The sequence below is a fragment of the Thermoflexus hugenholtzii genome, assembly GCF_018771565.1.
Taxonomy (GTDB): domain Bacteria; phylum Chloroflexota; class Anaerolineae; order Thermoflexales; family Thermoflexaceae; genus Thermoflexus; species Thermoflexus hugenholtzii_A.
In genome coordinates, this window is record NZ_CP076326.1 from 689,378 (window position 1) to 706,196 (window position 16,819).

Annotated in this window: 16 protein-coding genes; 9 read left to right on the forward strand and 7 right to left on the reverse strand. The window is 66.8% G+C overall.

The genetic code is table 11. The annotated features are described in order from the left end of the window. Nucleotides 1-10 precede the first annotated feature (10 nt). On the forward strand, nt 11-1,438 hold the full coding sequence (locus KNN16_RS03205) for a sensor histidine kinase KdpD (protein WP_303898750.1): 1,428 nt from the start codon (nt 11-13) through the stop codon (nt 1,436-1,438). A gap of 79 nt (nt 1,439-1,517) precedes the next feature. Here the strand turns inward: KNN16_RS03205 and KNN16_RS03210 are convergent, their stop codons facing one another. Beyond that, complete coding sequence (locus KNN16_RS03210) at nt 1,518-2,003, reverse strand: BglII/BstYI family type II restriction endonuclease (RefSeq protein ID WP_303898752.1); 486 nt, start codon at nt 2,001-2,003, stop codon at nt 1,518-1,520. 253 nt (nt 2,004-2,256) lie between these two features. Here KNN16_RS03210 and KNN16_RS03215 point away from each other — a divergent pair, with 253 nt between their 5' ends. The 7 genes from KNN16_RS03215 (at nt 2,257) to trxA (ending at nt 5,351) form a co-directional block, all read left to right on the forward strand. Then, the gene (locus KNN16_RS03215) at nt 2,257-2,847 is read left to right on the forward strand and encodes a hypothetical protein (RefSeq protein WP_303898753.1); all 591 of its coding nucleotides are present in this window, start codon (nt 2,257-2,259) and stop codon (nt 2,845-2,847) included. A gap of 88 nt (nt 2,848-2,935) precedes the next feature. Beyond that, entirely contained in the window at nt 2,936-3,517 is a 582-nt protein-coding gene (locus KNN16_RS03220; RefSeq protein ID WP_303898754.1) for a DUF5666 domain-containing protein, read from the forward strand. Between the two features lie 75 nt (nt 3,518-3,592). Then, nucleotides 3,593-3,802, forward strand: coding sequence for a twin-arginine translocase TatA/TatE family subunit (locus tag KNN16_RS03225; protein ID WP_303898755.1), 210 nt, complete (start codon nt 3,593-3,595; stop codon nt 3,800-3,802). A gap of 21 nt (nt 3,803-3,823) precedes the next feature. Then, complete coding sequence (locus KNN16_RS03230; RefSeq protein WP_299282490.1) at nt 3,824-4,030, forward strand: hypothetical protein; 207 nt, start codon at nt 3,824-3,826, stop codon at nt 4,028-4,030. A gap of 41 nt (nt 4,031-4,071) precedes the next feature. Further along, on the forward strand, nt 4,072-4,593 hold the full coding sequence (locus KNN16_RS03235; protein WP_303898756.1) for a HEAT repeat domain-containing protein: 522 nt from the start codon (nt 4,072-4,074) through the stop codon (nt 4,591-4,593). 148 nt (nt 4,594-4,741) lie between these two features. Continuing rightward, nucleotides 4,742-4,945 (forward strand): CDGSH iron-sulfur domain-containing protein, encoded by a 204-nt coding sequence (locus tag KNN16_RS03240; protein ID WP_159461627.1) that lies wholly within the window; start codon nt 4,742-4,744, stop codon nt 4,943-4,945. Nucleotides 4,946-5,006: 61 nt separating this feature from the next. Further along, nucleotides 5,007-5,351, forward strand: coding sequence for a thioredoxin (gene trxA, locus KNN16_RS03245; RefSeq protein WP_299282477.1), 345 nt, complete (start codon nt 5,007-5,009; stop codon nt 5,349-5,351). Between the two features lie 60 nt (nt 5,352-5,411). On the opposite strand, the gene KNN16_RS03250 is transcribed toward trxA, so the two are convergent. The 4 genes from KNN16_RS03250 to KNN16_RS03265 are packed head-to-tail and all read right to left on the reverse strand — an operon-like array spanning nt 5,412 to nt 10,011. Further along, nucleotides 5,412-6,677, reverse strand: coding sequence for an ABC transporter permease (locus tag KNN16_RS03250; RefSeq protein ID WP_303898757.1), 1,266 nt, complete (start codon nt 6,675-6,677; stop codon nt 5,412-5,414). Nucleotides 6,678-6,716: 39 nt separating this feature from the next. Then, a complete protein-coding gene (locus KNN16_RS03255) occupies nt 6,717-7,976 on the reverse strand; it encodes an ABC transporter permease (protein WP_303898759.1) in 1,260 nt (419 codons plus the stop codon). A 28-nt stretch (nt 7,977-8,004) separates the two neighbouring features. After that, the gene (locus tag KNN16_RS03260) at nt 8,005-9,387 is read right to left on the reverse strand and encodes an efflux RND transporter periplasmic adaptor subunit (RefSeq protein ID WP_299282470.1); all 1,383 of its coding nucleotides are present in this window, start codon (nt 9,385-9,387) and stop codon (nt 8,005-8,007) included. An 18-nt stretch (nt 9,388-9,405) separates the two neighbouring features. Then, on the reverse strand, nt 9,406-10,011 hold the full coding sequence (locus tag KNN16_RS03265; RefSeq protein WP_303898762.1) for a TetR/AcrR family transcriptional regulator: 606 nt from the start codon (nt 10,009-10,011) through the stop codon (nt 9,406-9,408). 137 nt (nt 10,012-10,148) lie between these two features. On the opposite strand from KNN16_RS03265, the gene KNN16_RS03270 reads away from it, so the two are divergent. Next, nucleotides 10,149-14,159, forward strand: coding sequence for a flippase (locus KNN16_RS03270; protein WP_303898764.1), 4,011 nt, complete (start codon nt 10,149-10,151; stop codon nt 14,157-14,159). Here the strand turns inward: KNN16_RS03270 and KNN16_RS03275 are convergent. Next, nucleotides 14,156-14,383, reverse strand: a complete 228-nt coding sequence (locus KNN16_RS03275) for a hypothetical protein (RefSeq protein ID WP_299282462.1) — start codon at nt 14,381-14,383, stop codon at nt 14,156-14,158. The genes KNN16_RS03270 and KNN16_RS03275 overlap by 4 nt on opposite strands. Nucleotides 14,384-14,514: 131 nt before the next feature. Beyond that, nucleotides 14,515-16,758, reverse strand: a complete 2,244-nt coding sequence (locus KNN16_RS03280) for a YfhO family protein (RefSeq protein ID WP_303898766.1) — start codon at nt 16,756-16,758, stop codon at nt 14,515-14,517. Nucleotides 16,759-16,819: the final 61 nt, after the last annotated feature.

The following is a 16,819-nucleotide window of genomic DNA, read 5'->3' on the forward strand; positions in this document are numbered from 1 at the left end:
GAGAACGGCCGTGTTCCGCACCTTTCGATCTCGTCTCCTGTGGAGCGTCTGGCTTCCGTTCCTGGTGATGGCTCCCATCCTGGGATTGATGCTGATCGGCTTGGTGGAGGAGCGCATCCTCCTGCCTGCGCTGGCCCAGGAGATGATCGACCAGGGGATCCTGATCGCCCGGCTGGGGCAGGTCCTCCCGGAGATCTGGAGGGATCCCGAGGCGGCCCAGGCCTTCCTGCGGGCGCTGGAGATCCGACAGCCCACTCAGGTGCTGCTGTTGGATCCCTCAGGGCGGTTGTTGGCGGGGCCGGAGGAGAGGGGCCTTCTGGGACAGGCGGAGGAGGGGGCGTTGCCCGAGCGCGCCCGCGCGGGCGAGATCGTGTGGCACGCGGCTCTCCGAGGCTCTGACTCCGACGTGGTGTTGGATGTGGTCGTCCCGGTGGCGGATGAAAGTGGGGTGCGCCTGGGCTACATCCGCTTGCTCCGGCGTCTCCCGGATGTGGTGGAGGGCTTGCGGCTGGCGCGGCGGCTCATCCTGGGAGCCCTGGGGATCGGGTTGGCGGTGAGCGGGCTGCTGGGGCTGATCTTGGCGCAATCGCTGAGCCGACCCCTCCAGGCGGTGGCCTGGGCCATCGCGGAGTCTCCCCTGGAGGGGCCCGCGATGATCTTGCCGGAGAGCGGGCCTCAGGAGGTCCGTCAGCTCATCCGAACCTTCAATCGCCTCCAGACCCGGCGCGCGGAGCTCGAGGAAGCGCGCCGGCTGCTGTTGCGCAGCATCGTCCATGAGTTCGGCCGGCTGATCGGCGCCCTGCAGGCGGCGCTGCACGCCCTTCAGGCCGGCGCGGCCGAGGATCCTCGCTTGCGGGGGGAGCTGCTCCAGGGGATGTCCCAGGTCGCCGGAGATCTGACCCGGTTGCTGGACGATCTGGCGCAGACCTATCGGCAGACGCGGGAGCCGCTTTCTCTTCGCGCCCAGCCGCTGGATCCGGGGAGCTGGCTGCGGGCGCGGATCCTCCTCTGGGCCGGGATGGCCCGGGAGCGGGGATTGCGCTGGGAGGATGCGGTTCCGTCCGAACTCCCCTCGATCGTGGCGGATCCCGACCGGCTGGCTCAGGCGCTGGACAACTTGGTGGACAACGCCGTGAAGTTCACGCCGCCTGGGGGATGCGTGCGGATGGAGGCCGGGAGCGGGGATGGGAAGGTATGGATCCGGATTCAGGACACCGGCCCGGGGATCCCGCCGGAGGATCTGCCCCGGCTGTTCGAGCCCTTCTATCGGGGGCATCAGGAGGGACGGCCCGGCTTGGGGCTGGGCCTGTTCCTGGCCCGGACCATCGTGGAAGCCCATGGAGGGCGTCTGGAGGTAGCCAGTGAGCCGGGGGCGGGGAGCGCTTTCACCCTGATCCTGCCGGCAGCCCATCCGGATCGAAGGGGGAGCGCATGCTGAGCCTGGGGGTTCCTGCAGCTTCATCCGCGTGATCCCAACCAGCGGGACCATCTCTCGCATCCCCTCGTCCGATCAAGATTTATTCCGGTCTCAACCCGATTACCCAGATTGGGCATGGGAGGACACGTCGATAGGTTTCCAGATCCCGTTGAACCTTACTCAAATGAGGGAGATTCTTTCCTTTTATACTATCATCATACACGATTTCTACCGCAACATCAATAACCTCAAGATTATAGGCAAGCAAAAATTTCAAAAAATCGTTATAACAATCAGATGGATCTGAAAGTTGTATTTCTATCGCAACCTTGCTCTTCTTAAGATCAAACTTTAGGTGTTTATGTTGAGGAGTAACGGGTTGCTGGCGTTGCCAGCCTTTCCGAGCGAGCAACTCTTCCAAAATTTGTGCAGGAGTTGGACGTGCTCCTCTTCCCAACTTCGTCTTACCTAAGGATAGCAGGTATTGTAGCTGCCTAATCGAATCTTCGATCTCATCTATAAATTCTGGAAAGTGTTGGCTCAATATGGTTTTTGCGAATTTGAAATCGTATTCTGAGTAACCCATTTTCCTACCTCGGGCATAAGAGTTCAGGCTGTTATTTCGGAACATCAGCGCTTAAAGACCGGTGGCTCCCGCATCGCCTCCTCCGCTCCTCCGCGTCTCTGGCCCTGCTTCAAATTATAGCCGGTCGGATCCGGAAAAGCAGCCCACGTCTTTAAGGTCTCCTTAAGCTTGGCTTGAGCTGCTCTTCAGGACAGCGGGCCTGCCTGCAGGGTAAGTTCTTTTCAGGAAATCCGGCTGAAAGGAGGAGAAGCCCATGGCGCATGATGGGATCCGGCGGTTCGGCTTTGCCGTGGTCATGCTGGCCCTGGCGGCCTGCGCCCGGGCCACGCCCTCGCCGACCCCAAGCCCCACTCGGCCAGCGGCCACTCCCACGAAGGCGCCCACCTCGACGCCTACGCGGGCGCCCACTCCCACGCCGACGCGGGCCCCGACGGCGACCCCGACGCCCGCGCCCACGGCCACTCCCACGCCCCGGCCGACCCCCAGCAAGGCGGTCACGGTGAAGCTCGGCCAGAGCGCCGCGCTGGGGAAGTTCCTGACCGATGAGCAGGGCTTCACCCTCTATGTGTTCATGAACGATCCTCGGAACACCAGCACGTGCGAGGCGGAGTGCGCCCAGCGGTGGCCGCCTTTCCTGACTGCAGGCAAGCCCCTCGCAGGCCCCGGGGTGAACGCCGCCCTGCTGGGCACCATCCGCCGCAAGGATGGCACAACCCAGGTGACCTATAACGGGCATCCACTCTATTACTTCTCCGGGGACGCCAAGCCCGGCGACACGAACGGACAGGGGTTTAACAACCTGTGGTATGTGATCGGACCGGATGGCATGCCGATCAAGAAGTGAAGGCAAGGGGATGATGGGTGTCCATTATCCCCCGGTCTCCCACATCGCTGCGGAATCCGAATGATCGAGGGGTGAAAAGGAGGAAGAGATGGGACGGTGGAAGATGTGGATCGGCGCGTTGCTGACGGCGGGTTTTCTGCTTAGCGGGTGGGCGGGCACGGCCGGCCTCCGGGTCGCCTACGCCGCCCGCGCTCCCGCCCGGGTGATCCTGCGGGGGACCATTGCGAAGGTGGATCCGGCGGCGAAGACACTCACGGTGAAGACCGCGAAGGGAGAGACGGTGGAGGTCGTCGGAACTGACAAGACGGTCCTGCTGATAGTTGGGATCCGCAAGCCGACATGGAACGATCTCCATCCGGATGGGCGGGTGCTGGTGGTGGGGAAGCGGGCGGATGGCAAGGTGGAGGCCCTGCGCATCGGGGTGCGCCCACCTGTGCGGAGCGTGCGCGGGGTGATCGCGGAGATCCGAGGGAACCAGCTGGTCGTGGACACCGGGAAGGGCAAGGTCACCCTGGTCACCGACGAGCGCACCCGCTTCCGCATCCGGGGGTTGAAGAGCCCCAGCGTGAAGGACCTCCGGGTCGGCGATCGGGTGAGCGCGGTGGCCGTCGGACACTGGGATGACCTCTGGTATGCCAACCAGGTCGCCCGGATCCGTCCCACCCGCTGAAGGGCGCGACGTTGGCCGGTGGGGGGCATGGATACGGCCCCCCACCGGTCGATCCTTGTTTCGGAGGACCCTTCGATGATCCGCATCGGCGCGGAAGAGCTGCTTCTGATTCTGTTCCTGGCCCTTCTGCTGTTCGGGCCGGGTCGGCTGTCGGCTATCGCCCGGGAGCTGGGCCAGAGCGTGCGGGAGTTCCGACGCGGCCTGACGGAGAACAGCGAGAGCGCCGCGCCGGAACCGCGTGAACCGCGCGGATCCCCTCCGGAGCCCCCAGGGCCTCCCGCGTGAGCTTTCTTGCAGGAGCTTCCGTTGCGGACTTGGGCAGGGTGGCCGAAGCCCCTGTTTCTTTCCAAAGCCCTGGTTTTGCTGCTGCTCGTGGCCGTGGGTGGGGCCGGGTGGGCGCTCCATCGCCGGACGCAGGCCTCCGAGCTGTGGCGTATGGGGGGATGGATCCTCCTGGGCGGATGGGGACTCGCCCTGCTGGGGCTTCTCCTGTTGGGGCTATATCTGCGCTGAGCCTTGCCTTCCCGGTTTATCTCTTTACAGGAGGCTAATCGATGAGCCCACAGGCATCCGCTGATCCCGAAATCAAGCGCTACCTCCGGGATCTCGGCTCCTCGAATCCAGATCGGGTGCGCGCAGCCCGGGAGGCCCTGGCCGCCCTGGGCGCTCCGGCGCTGGAAGCCTTGATCGCGGTCCTCCAGGAAGAGGAAGACTCGTTACGCTGGGAGGCTGTCAAAGCCCTCCGGGACCTGGGGGATCCCCGCGCCGCCCCACTGTTCATCCGCCTTCTCCTCGAGGATCCCAACCCAGGGGTCCGCTGGCTGGCGGCGGAAGGGCTTCTCCGCCTCGATGAGACGGGATTGCAGGCTTTGCTGGAGGCCCTGGTTCATCATTCGGATTCTCCCTGGCTGCGGGAGGGCGCCCGTCACGTTCTGAAGGCACTCGCGGCCCGGGGACATAGGACGGAGCTCCTGCCGGTCCTGGAGGCCATGGACGGACTGGAACCTGCTTTGACGGTGCCGCCTGCTGCCCAGCGGGCCCTGGATTCCATTTTCGGCCACGGATCAACGGCGTGATCGGTCCGAGGAGTTCCACATTGTTCCCCGTCGGGTCCTCTGAGAGAAGGCGTCCCTCGGCCTGAGTTTTTGACGCCCTTCCGCCTTGCGCATACACTCAATACGTCCACCGGATGGACTCCATCCATGTGCGCCGGAGGGATTCGCGATGGCCGACCATGAGACCACGTGGGGGGATCATCCGCGGACAACGGTGCGTCTTCGGCCCGGCGAGCGGGTCACCCTGTGCCGGTGCTTTCAGTCGAAGAACTTCCCGTTCTGCGATGGGTCCCATCGGGAGGTCGCGGGACGGGGCCCGGTGACGGTAGTCGTGCTGCAGGAGGAGCCCTCCGAGTCGAGGGGCGTCATCTGAGGCGCGGCGCAGGCCCGCAGGACTGCGCATCCGAGAAAACCCCAGGGGAGGGGAACGACCGATGGGTGAGCATGAGGTGACCATCACGGCACAGAATTTCGAGCAGGAAGTCCTGAAGTCCGAGAAACCGGTGCTGGTGGATTTCTGGGCGGAGTGGTGCGGGCCGTGCAAGGCCCTGGAACCCATCGTGGCCCAGATCGCCCGGGAATACGCCCAGGTCCTGAAGGTGGGCAAGTTAAATGTGGACGATTACCCCGAGCTGGCCATGCGCTATGGGGTGATGGGGATCCCCACCCTCATCCTGTTCAAGGACGGGCGGGAGGTGGCGCGGATCGTCGGCTACCAGCCCCGGGAGCGCCTGCTCCGGCAGATCCTCCCGCATCTCCAGCCAGCCCCACAACGGTGAGCGGAGCCGGACCCAGGGGTCGGGGGAAGCCGGAGATCCCCGATCCCTGGTTTTCTTCCCTCATTCATAGCGCAGGGCGACGATGGGGTCGAGCCGGGCGGCGCGCCAGGCCGGGTAGAGGCCAGCGGCCAGGCCCACCGCGGAACTGATCCCCACCGCCAGCAGGATCGCCTCCGGGGTCACGATGGCCCGGAACGCCCCTCCAGCCAGCGTGGAGATCAGGAAAGCCACCCCGATCCCCAGCAATACCCCCAGGAACCCTCCGATGAGGGCCAGGAGAACCGTCTCGATCAGGAACTGGAGCAGGATGTCCCGTCGCCGGGCCCCCACGGCCTTGCGCAGGCCGATCTCCCGTGTTCGCTCCCGCACGGAAACCAGGGTGATGTTCATGATGCCGATCCCTCCCACCAGCAGGGAGATCCCGGCGATGGCGGAGAGGAAGGCGGTCAGGATCAAGGTGAGGTTGCCGAAGAGACTCAGGATCTCCTCCTGGGAGACCACGGTGAAATCCTCATCCTCCCGGAAGCGGATGCCGTGGCGCTCTCGCAAGACAGCCGTGGCCTGCTCCTGCGCCGCCCGGATGCGGTCCGGGGAGCGAGCGACCAGCACGATGGCCGAGAGGCCGGGTTCCCCGCTGCGCCCCCGCACCGAGTAGAGATACTGATGCATGGCGCTTAAGGGGATGAGGATCACCTCATCGTCGTTCCCGAAGGAGGTGCCTCCTTTGCGGCTCAGGATCCCGATGACCCGGAAGGGGACATCCCGGATACGGATCAGCTGCCCGACGGGATCGGCTTCCCCGAACAGCCTTCGGGCGGCCTCCACGCCCAGGAGCGCCACCCGGGCCGCAGTCCGCTCGTCCTCCGGGGTGAGGAAGCGGCCTCGCGCCACCGTCCAGTTCCGGGCGACCTGATACTCCGGCGTCACCCCACGCACGGTGGTGACCATCCGCTCCCTGGCGGAGGCCACCGGGAGCGTCTGGGCCACCACCGGGGCCACCATGACGATGTCTGGCGCCCGGGCGGGATCCTGCAATGCCCGCGCATCCCCCAGGGTCAGGGCGGGCCGCAGCAGGCCGGACTGCTGGGCGGCGGCCCGGGTGAGGCCGCTCTGGGAGAACCCGCCGGGGAAGACGAACAGCACGTTGGGCCCGATGGCCTCCACCTGGCGCTGGATGTAGTCCCGGACGCCCTGGCCGGCGGCCAGCAGGGCCACGACGGCGCCGACCCCGATCAGGATGCCCAGCAGGCTGAGGGCGGTGCGCAGTTTGTTGGCCAGCAGGCTTTGAAGGGCTGTCTGCAGGTTCTCCTGAAATTGCGCGATCATCGCTTCCGGTCCTCCCGAACGATGCGGTCGCTCCCCCCGTCATTCGGCGCGGAGGGCGACGATGGGGTCGAGCCGGGCGGCGCGCCAGGCCGGGTAGAGGCCGAAGAAGAGCCCGACGGCGGCGCTCACCCCCACGGCCAGGAGCACCGTATCCAGGCCCACCGCCGCCCGCACCGCTCCGCCGCTCAGGACGTTGATCGTCGAGGCCAGGGCGATCCCGGCCCCGGTGCCCAGGACGCCGCCGAGCATCGTGATCAGGATGGCCTCGGTGAGGAACTGGAGCAGGATGTCTCGCCGACGGGCTCCCACGGCCTTGCGCAGGCCGATCTCCCGCGTCCGCTCGGTCACCGAGACCAGCATGATGTTCATGATCCCGATGCCCCCCACGATCAGGGAGATGGCGCCCAGCGCCCCCAGGAACACCGTGAGCACGCCGGAGATCTGCCCGAAGATCGAAACCAGCTCGAACTGGGTCAGGATGGCGAAGTCGTCCTCGTCCCGGAAGCGGATGCGATGCCGCTCCCGCAGGAGCTCTGTGATCCGTCGGACGATCTCGTCGGTGTATTCCGATCGGGTGGCCTGGAGCATGATCCCGGTCACCAGCGGCTCCCCGGTTCGCGGATCCCGCGCGTCGTAGAGCATCTCCTGGGCCACCGTGATCGGGATGAAGGCTAGGTCGTTGTAGTCCCCGAAGGCGTTGCCGCCCTTATCCGACATCACCCCGATCACCCGGAAGGGAACCCCGTTGATGCGCACCGTCCGCCCCACCGGGTTGGGGACGTCCGGGAAGAGGCGGCGGGCCGGGGTGAGGCCCAGCACGATCACCCGGGAGCGGTTGAGGAGATGGGCCTCCTCGAGGAACGTGCCGTGCTGGGGAGGCCAGTTGCGGGCGGGGGCGTAGCCCGGGGTGGTCCCCAGGATCACCGTCACCGCCTCGCGGCCCTCGCTCTCCAGAGGCCCGAAACGCTGGATCACCGGGACGACGACGGTGACCCGGCCGCGCACCTCCTGCTCGATGGCGCGCACATCCCGCATGGTGAGGGAGGAGATGTCCTGCAGCGCGGCCCCTGCGGATGGGCCCTCCGCCGCTGCTCGTGGGATCACGAAGATCAGGTTGGTGCCGAGGGCGGCGAACTGGTCCTGGATGTAGTTCTGCACCCCGCGGCCGATGGCCACCATGGCGATGACGGCAGCCACCCCGATCAGGATGCCCAGGAGGGTGAGGGCCGCCCGCAGACGGTTGGTGGCCAGAGTCTCGAAAGCTTGTTGGATGTTCTCCCTCCACAACGCCGCTCGCATCCCGGTATCCCCTTCTTTGCGGATCCGATCAGCGCCGGAGGAAGATCCGGAACGAAGAAGCCGGTTGCACCTCGCCCAGGACGACGCGGTCGCCTTCTTGAAGCCCCTCCAGGACCTCGCTCTCGGTCTCCCCCTGGGCGCCCAGGCGAATCTCCACTTCCTCCGCCCGATCGCCGACCACCCGATACACGAAGGCCCGCCCGGTCTCCCGATCCCGCCGGACGGCGGCGTTGGGCACGAGGAGCACGTTCTCCCGGCGCTCCACTTCGATCTCCACGTTGGCGCTCATGCCGGCGCGCAGAACGGGATCCCGCTCATCCAGCACCACGCGGACTCGATAGGTGGCGGCGCCGCCGGCTTCGGTGGCGGCGGGAGCGATGGCGTCGATGTGCCCGCGGAAGGACCGGCCCGGCAGGGCGTCCAGGGTGATCTCCACCGGCATCCCTTCCTTCAGGCGCACGACATCGACTTCATCGACGGTCAGGTCCAGATAGAGATCGCTCAAATCAGCCAGGACGATGGCCCCGCCGGGGACGCCGGCCCCGACCACCTGGCCGATTTCGATGTTCACCGCGATGACGGTGCCATCGAAGGGAGCCAGCAGCGTCGCCTGCTCCAGGCGGCGGCGGGCCTGCTCCAGCTGCAGGCGGGCCTGCTCCAGCTGCAGCCGCGTCCGCTCCACGGTGAGAGCGTCCGGCTGAAGCCGGGCCAGGCTGGCCTGAGCCTGCGCCAGCTGGGCTCGAGCGGCCTCCAGCTGCTCCGGCCGCGCCCCGGCCTTCATCTTCTCGTATTGCAGGCGGGCGATCTCCGCCTGGAGCTCCGCCTGTCCCACCCGGGCCCGGGCCAGGTCGACGTCGATGGGGGCGGAGAGGGGAGAGCCGGCGGTTTTATCCCGGGTCAGCTGGGCCTGCCAGATGGCGTTCTTGGCCACCTCGTAGTTCAGCCGGGCGATCTCCAGATCCGTGGGATCCGGGCCCTGCTCCAGGGCCCGGAGGGCGGCTTGCGCGCTGCGCACCGCCGCGCGGGCCGCGGCCAGCTCTTCCGGCTTCGGCCCCTGAACGGTCTGGCTGTAGACCACCTGCTGGGTGAGATAGGCGACCTCCGCCTGGCGCACCGCCAGCTCCAGATCCGTGGTGTCCAGGCGGGCCAGGGGTTGCCCTTTGCGCACCGCCTCGCCTTCCCGAACGAAGATCTCGGCCACCGTGCCGGCGGTGGCGAAGTTCAGCACGGCCTGGGCGCGGGGACGGATCTTCCCCGCCGCGCTCAGGGTGACTCGGAGGGTCCCCCGCCGGATCGTCGCAGTCTCCGGCAGGGCGGGGGAACGCCCCCGGGCTTGCGCCAAGAAGGCCCCGGCCCCGATGAGGGCGAGGAAGAGCAATCCGCCGAGGAGCCATCGAACGCGGCCTTTCATGAAGCGTCCTCCTGGAGTTCAGGTTTGGGAAGGATCCTCGATGCCTCGGAGCACAAAGGTAGCCAGCTGCTTGGCGATCTGTTCCGGCGGGAGGGCTGCCAGCTCGGGATCCAGCTCCATGCCGAAGACGGTCACGCCGTGCAGGGCGCCCCAGATGGCCCACATCACCAGGGCGGGGTGCAGCGGGCGATAGCGTCCCTGACCCAGCTCCGCCGCCAGCATGCGGCGCACTTCCTCCAGAAGCGGCTGCGCGATCTGATCCAGGAAGGCCCGGCGCACGGCTTCGTCGGTGCGGATCTCCTGATACAGGGCCTGCATGAGCGGCAGTTGCGCGCGCATCGCGACCAGGCGCTCCCGGAGGAACTCCTCCAGCCAGCGCTGCGGCTCCATGGCCGGCAGCGCCTGCAGGTGGCGCTGAATCGGCTGGACGGTCAGGGCCTCAAACATCGCCAGCAGGAGATGCCGTTTGGTCGGGAAGTAGCGGAACAGCGTGCCCTCTGCCACCCCGGCCTCCCGGGCGATCTGCCGGGTGGTCGCTCCCCGAAACCCATGCCGGGCGAAGATCCGGGCCGCCGCCTCCAGGATCTGCGCCCGCCGGATCTCCGGAGCCTTCCGTGGCCCCATCGGTGCCTCCATGGAGTGAGTGCTCACTCACTATAAGGCGAAGCGAGGGAGGCCTGCAACTTTCGGGCGGGCCGGTCGATCCGCCCCGGGTATAATGGACCCGCGATGGGATCCTGCGTGGGAGGGCGGATGAGAGGATGCGACGAGGGATGAGGTGGCTCTCCCGGCTGGGGCCGATGGGGATCTTCGCCCTGTTGCCGGTTTTGTTGCTGGGTCCCACGTTGACCGGGTCGCGGACCATCCTCCCGGCGGATAATCTTTACGAATGGCAGCCCTGGCGGGCGGCGGCCACCGCTTTCGGGATCGGGGTTCCTCACAACGCGTTGCTCTCCGACCTGGTGCTGGAGAACTACGCGTGGAAGCGCTTTCTCCTTGAGGCCCTGCGGCGGGGGGAGCTTCCCCTATGGAACCCATATCTGTTCGCCGGCGCTCCCTTCCTGGCCAACGGGCAGCACTCCGCCCTCTACCCGTTCACCGCGCTTTTCCTGCTTTTCCCCCTCCCCCAGGCCTATGCGCTGTTCAACGCCTTGCAACTGTTCCTGGCCGGCCTGGGGATGTATGCCCTGGCGCGGGCCTGGGGCCTGAGCCGGGCCGCAGCGACCTTCGCCGGGGTCGCCTATGAGCTGAGCGCCTTCATGGTGGTCAGCATGGTGTTCCCCATGATCATCGCCGGCGCGGCCTGGCTCCCCTATCTTCTCGCCGCCCTTCACGGGATGATCGAGCGGCGTCCGCTGCTCGGCCGCCCGGCGGCCCTCCCCTGGACGTTGCTGGCGGCCATCGCCCTGGGGATGAACATCCTGGCCGGGCACGTGGAGATCACCTACTACACCGTCTTGATCGGCCTGGGCTACGGCCTGTGGGGGGCGTGGCGTGCCCGGGCCCGGATCCGGGCCGCGCTGGAGACCCTGGGATGGACCGGCCTGGCGGTGGGCCTGGGGTTCGCCCTGGGGGCGGCCCAGTGGATGCCGCTGTATGAGGTGGTGCGGGAGAATTTCCGCGAGGGGACGGCGACCCTGCAGCAGGTGCTGGGCTGGGCGTATCCCTGGCGCCATCTTCTGGTCTTCCTGATCCCGGATTTCTACGGGAACCCCAGCCACCATGGGGTGCGGGATGTGTTCAGCGGGGCCTGGGTGCCCTTCACGGTGAACGCCTACGGCCAGCCCAACCCGAACGGGGCCTTCACCAGCCACTGGGGGATCAAGAACTATGTGGAAGGAGGGGCATATCTGGGATTGTTGCCGTGGAGCTTCGCTCTCCTCGCGCTGCTCCGCTGGCGATCCCTCGCCCGCTCCCGCGTTCCCATCCTGTTCCTGGTCCTCCTCGCGGCGCTCTCGTTCTCGTTCGCCTTCGGGATGCCCACGTATGCGTTGCTGTATTACGGCCTGCCGGGCATCAACCAGCTCCACTCGCCCTTCCGCTGGATCTGGCCCTTCACCCTGGCGATGGCGGGTCTGGCAGGAGCGGGATTTGAGGTGGCGCTGCGGGAGGAGGGGAAGGCGGTGCGGTGGATGGCCCTGGGATGGATGGGAGTGGGGGCGCTCACCCTGGCCGCCCTGGTCCTGGCCCGCTGGGGGATGCCGGAAACCGCCCTGTCCCTCGCGGAGCGGGCCCTCCATGCCCTGGCCAAGGCGCCGGAGGCCTTCCCGGACGGCCGCACGTTTTTCTCGTATCAGTTCTGGAACCTGCTTCGTTTCGGCGGGGTGGCCCTGGGGAGCGGCCTGGCCCTCCGGCTGTTTCAACCCCGTCCGGTTCGCAGCGTCCTGCCCATCGGGATGCTGGCCCTGGACCTGCTTCAGGCGGGGGCGGGGTTCTATCCTGCCGCCGATCCCCGCTGGCTGGACTTCGTCCCGCCGGTTGTTCGGTTCCTGCGCCAGGATCCCGGTCCGTGGCGGCTGACGACCTTCGATCCGCACGGGCGCAAGACCTTCAACGCCAACGGCCCCTGGCTGTATGATCTGCAGGACGTGCGGGGATACGATTCCATCATCCTCAAGCGTTACGTGGCCTATATGTCGACCATCCAGCTCCAGCACGAGTTGCCCTTCAACCGCATCGCGCCCCTCACCGATCCGGCCGCCCTGGATTCCCCGCTGCTGGACGCCCTGAACGTGAAATACGTGGTCACGGAAGAGGAGATCCCCTCGCCCCGTTACACGAAGGTTTACGAAGGGGAAGTGCGGGTCTACCGCAACGAGGGCGCCATGCCCCGGGCGTGGACGTTGCCTCTGACCGCCACGGTCTTCCACCGGGACCCCTTCGGGGCATTGCGGCAGTTCGACCCCCGCTTCTACGTGGTGGTAGATGGTCGGGTCCCGGAGCTGGAGCGGTTCGGGGAGCGGGGGGCGTCGCGCCCGGCGACGGTCACCGTTTACGGGATCAACGAGGTGTGGGTGGATGCGGCGGTGGAGGAACCCTCCTGGCTGGTGCTGGCGGACACCTTCTTCCCGGGCTGGGTGGCATATCGGCGGCCCATCGGGGGGAGCGAGCGGGAGGAGCAGTCGCTGGAGATCTACGCTGCTAACGGCCTGTTCCGGGCGGTGATCCTGCCTCCGGGCCGCTGGACGGTGCGGTTCCGCTACAGCCCGCTTTCGGTGAAGTTGGGCTTTTTCACCACCTTCATCGGTGGGATGGGGATGATCTTCCTGGCGGCCCTCTGGCTCTGGGGGCGCCTGTATCGGGAGGAGCTGGAGCACTCCACCGCCCGCCGCGTCCTCAAGAACAGCCTCACCGCCATGGCCCTCAACCTCTTCACCCGTTCCATCGACTTCGCCTTCGCCGCCCTGATGTTGCGCATCCTGGGCCCGGAGGCGGCGGGGAAGTATTACTTCGCCATCGTCCTGGTGGGCTGGTATGAGATCCTCTCGAACTTCGGCCTGAACGTCTGGCTCACGCGGGAAGGGGCGAGGCGCCGGGATCAGGTGAACCGCTATTTCGTCAACAGCTCGGCCCTGCGTCTGGTCCTGCTTGCCGCCTGGCTGCCGCTGCTGCTTGCGATCACCGGGCTCTGGATGGGGCTGTTCCGCCTGAGCGGCGACACCGCCCTGGCCATCCTGTTGCTGGCCCTGGCCCAGGTCCCCGCCAGCCTCTCCACTGGCGTCACCGCCCTCTTCTACGTGTATGAGAAGGCGGAGATCCCGGCCGCCCTCACGGTGGTGACCGTCCTCCTCAAGGTCAGCTTCGGCGTGCCCATCCTCCTGATGGGCGGGGGGTTCGTCGGGCTCGCGGCCTCCTCGGTGGTCGTCAACGGGATCACCCTGGCCTTGCTCAGCGGCATCGCTTTCCGGACCTTCTTCCGCCCACGCTGGGAGGACGATCCGGCCCTGCGGCGGGAGATGATCCGCGAATCCGCCCCTCTGATGCTGAACCATCTCCTGGCCACCCTGTTCTTCAAGATCGATGTCCCCATCCTCCAGGCGTTGAAAGGGGATGTGCAGGTGGGGTGGTATAGCACCGCTTACAAGTGGCTGGACGCGCTGAACATCATCCCTGCCTACACGACCTTCGCGGTGTTCCCGGTGATCTCCCGGCAGGCGGCCGGCTCGACAGAGGCCATGCGGCGTTCGGTGATCCTCACCCTCAAAGGTCTGGCAGCGATCGCCGTCTTCACCGCGGTGCTCTTCACCTTCCTGGCCGAGCCCCTCTCATATCTCCTGGGGGGCGCCCAGTATCTCCCCCATGCGGCCATCGCCCTGCGCATCATGATCTGGTCCATCCCCATCGGGTGGATGAACAGCCTGATCAACTATGTGCTGGTGGCCCTGGGCCGACAGCGTTACCAGACCAAAGCCTTCCTGATCGCCCTGGGGTTCAACGCTCTGTCGAACCTGCTGGCGATCCCGCTCTTCGGGTATGTGGCGGCGGCGGTGATCACCATCCTGTCCGAGATCGTCGAGGGGCTCGCTTTCTATTACGACCTGCGGCGGAGGATGGGGCCGTTGCCTTGGGGGGAGATCCTGGGGCGGCCGCTTCTGGCGGGTGTCGTCATGGGTGGCCTCATGGCCGCCCTCTGGAGGACGACGCCGGTCCTCGCCCTGCCTTTAGGTGCCCTCGGTTATGGGCTCGCCTGGTGGATGCTGCAGCCCTTCACACCGGAGGAGTCGGCCCGGATCCGTGAGATGCTCCCACTGCGCCGCTCCCCCCCGGTTTAGTCTGTGCCCTCCTCAAAGGGATCCCACGCCGGGTTCGTGTAGGCCCAGCGACAATGGATGTGATCGTTGGCGTTGCAGATCAGATCGTGGGAGCAACGACGGGCAAGGACCCGATAGGCCATGTCGGAGAGATGATCGCTGCGGGGGTAGATCCGCTGCTCCAGCAACGCCACCTCGGTCTTCAGGATCGGACAGTAGCGGGTTTCCACCAGATACCATGCCATGGATGCCCCCTCTCAAAAAGGATCACCCGCTTTGATCCTATTCCGAAGCGCCCAGGGGGATGAAGTGCTTTTCTTCAGGTGTGGAGGGTGAGGATCGTCCGATTCCGGGGGGACGAAATGGGATTCGGCCCTCAGCGACTTCGTTTTCCTGCGACCCCAAGGACCAGACCCATCAGCCCGCCTGCCATGGCCATCCCCAGGCCGATCCGCAGGCTCCCCGGCCGGAACCGCAACGTCACCCGGTGACGTCCCGGGGGCACCTCCACGCCCCGGAAGACGGCGTTGGTCCGGTAGATGGGAACGTGGAGGCCATCCACTGTCGCTTGCCAGCCGGGGTAAAAGGTGTCCGAGAGGACCAGCAGGGCGGGAGCGTCCGTCTCCACATCCAGGATGACCTCGTTCGGGCTGTAGCGAGCGACCCCGATCCGTCCTCGACCTTCCCCGTTGAGCCGCGGCCCGTTCTGGACGACGGCGATCTCCTCCGGACGGAAGCGTTCGTCCAGCACCCGTTTCAGCGCCTCGCCGTAGTGGTCCACGATCTCCGTTCGGTAAACCAGCCAGACTCGGGGGAGGGCTCCGGTGTGGAGGTGGATGTCGATAGCCGGGTCGTCCACGAAAACAGGCCAGATCCCCTCGCCGCCGGGAGGAGCCCCTTTGGGGACCACAATGTATTTGACCCCCAGCATCCGGTAAGCAGGATGGGTCGCGGAGGGGATCCACCAGCGCAGGATGTTGAATTCCCGGAGCTCCATCGGGTTGCCTGTTCCCTGGGGGACCTCGAAGCCGGCCATCTGCAGAGCGATGGGGGGCCAGAGGTCGCGCGCCGCCGGATCCACATCCACCCGGAACCAGCCGGGATCCGCCCGCAGGAAGCGCAGGGCCTGCGGATGAGGATCCCGGTGAGGCGGGGAGGGTTCCGCTTCGGCGGTGGCTCCCAGGGCTACCAGCTCGGCGGTCAAAAGCAGCGGCAGGGCGGGACGAAGCCATGTCCTCCCCTGTGAGATCGCCCAGCCGGACAGAGCGGTTCCCCACGCCAGGAAGGCGGCGAAACGCAGCCCGGTTACGGCGCGCGCCCGGGCGGGCCCCTCCGGGGCTTCCGCAGCCCAGCGCGGGGCGACCCCCCAGAGCACCAGCCCGCCCATCGACAACGCCAGGGCCCAGAGAATGAGGGTCCGCGGGCACGAACGTCGAAGCTGTTCAACCCCCATGGCCCCGGCGATGGCCAGCGCGAAGGAAACCAGATAGATCGCCCGGGCGGTCTTCCAGGTCTCCGAGAACAGGGGGAGCCGAGCCAGGGCAGGGTAGAGCGGCCCCTGGTAGCCAAGGGAGAACAGCAGCGCCAGCGTGCCCAGGCCGATCAGCGCCCACGTCCGACGAAACCGCAAGGTCCCCAACAGCCCCAGCAGGGCCAGATACAGGGTCACCGATCCCACGTAGCCGCTCTCCACTCGATTTGCCGGAAGCCAGAACTGGTCAGCTCCCCGCCCGTGGAAGAGCGGGCTGAGGAGATCGATGAGCATCGCGGGTGGGAATTCATACCCCCGCCGTTGTTCAAGGGGAACGCCGGCTCGATCCGTCAGGGGGAGCCGCTCCAGACCGGGGAGGAGGGAGGGGGCAGCCAGGGCGATGCCCAGCAGCCCGGCTAAGGCCAGCCGTCCGATTCGGTAGAAGCCCCGAGGCCATCCACCCGCTGCCGCCTGTCCGAGAGCGTAAAGCCCTACAGTGAGCATCCCATACAGCGCCGCCTGACCGTGCCCGGAAAGGAGGAGCAGGGCGATGGGGAGGGCACCGAGGGGGATCCTGCGGGTTCGCCGCGCGGCTTGGTCCACACCGGCCAGTGCCCACGGGAGCCAGGCCATTGCGTCGTTGAACTGAGGGTGGCCCAGGTGGACCACAAATGGGTCCGAGAACATATAAGCGAGGGCGCCGGTGAGGGCTGCGGAGCGTCCCAGCCTCCAGATCGGCGAACGACGCAGATACACATACATCCCGACTCCGGCCAGCCACAGGCTGAAGGCACCGCGCAGCAGCACCCATCCCGGTGGGATCGGGGAAGCCATGAAGAGGGGCCAGTTGAGGGGGTTGAACAAACCATATTGCCCCTCAGAGAAGATGGGGTCCCCTCCCAGCATTCGGGGGTTCCACAGCGGAAGGACGCCGCGTCCCAGCTCTTCGGCCACGAAGGACCAGACCGGATACAGTTGCCCCCACAGATCGCCGCCTCCCTTGGGGAAGCGGTATCCGGCGATCCAGAGGGGCCAGAAGAAGAGGGCCGTCGCGCCGATCAGGAACAGCGCCGGCATCCCGTCCCGGCGGACGGCCCGGAGGATTCCCCTCCAGCGGGCGAGCGTGGACGTTTCATCGGCGATGATCATCAAGGCTCTTGCCACATCCGGCGGCTTGGAGGCTCTTCCTCACATGGGATCCAGGGGATCG

Bases quoted from the DNA above. Each gene is read 5' to 3' on its own strand.
- KNN16_RS03210 (WP_303898752.1), bottom strand. From the start codon at position 2,003: ATGGGTTACTCAGAATACGATTTCAAATTCGCAAAAACCATATTGAGC.
- KNN16_RS03215 (WP_303898753.1), top strand. From the start codon at position 2,257: ATGGCGCATGATGGGATCCGGCGGTTCGGCTTTGCCGTGGTCATGCTG.
- KNN16_RS03220 (WP_303898754.1), top strand. From the start codon at position 2,936: ATGGGACGGTGGAAGATGTGGATCGGCGCGTTGCTGACGGCGGGTTTT.
- KNN16_RS03225 (WP_303898755.1), top strand. From the start codon at position 3,593: ATGATCCGCATCGGCGCGGAAGAGCTGCTTCTGATTCTGTTCCTGGCC.
- KNN16_RS03235 (WP_303898756.1), top strand. From the start codon at position 4,072: ATGAGCCCACAGGCATCCGCTGATCCCGAAATCAAGCGCTACCTCCGG.
- KNN16_RS03240 (WP_159461627.1), top strand. From the start codon at position 4,742: ATGGCCGACCATGAGACCACGTGGGGGGATCATCCGCGGACAACGGTG.
- trxA (WP_299282477.1), top strand. From the start codon at position 5,007: ATGGGTGAGCATGAGGTGACCATCACGGCACAGAATTTCGAGCAGGAA.
- KNN16_RS03250 (WP_303898757.1), bottom strand. From the start codon at position 6,677: ATGATCGCGCAATTTCAGGAGAACCTGCAGACAGCCCTTCAAAGCCTG.
- KNN16_RS03255 (WP_303898759.1), bottom strand. From the start codon at position 7,976: ATGCGAGCGGCGTTGTGGAGGGAGAACATCCAACAAGCTTTCGAGACT.
- KNN16_RS03260 (WP_299282470.1), bottom strand. From the start codon at position 9,387: ATGAAAGGCCGCGTTCGATGGCTCCTCGGCGGATTGCTCTTCCTCGCC.
- KNN16_RS03265 (WP_303898762.1), bottom strand. From the start codon at position 10,011: ATGGGGCCACGGAAGGCTCCGGAGATCCGGCGGGCGCAGATCCTGGAG.
- KNN16_RS03270 (WP_303898764.1), top strand. From the start codon at position 10,149: ATGCGACGAGGGATGAGGTGGCTCTCCCGGCTGGGGCCGATGGGGATC.
- KNN16_RS03275 (WP_299282462.1), bottom strand. From the start codon at position 14,383: ATGGCATGGTATCTGGTGGAAACCCGCTACTGTCCGATCCTGAAGACC.
- KNN16_RS03280 (WP_303898766.1), bottom strand. From the start codon at position 16,758: ATGATCATCGCCGATGAAACGTCCACGCTCGCCCGCTGGAGGGGAATC.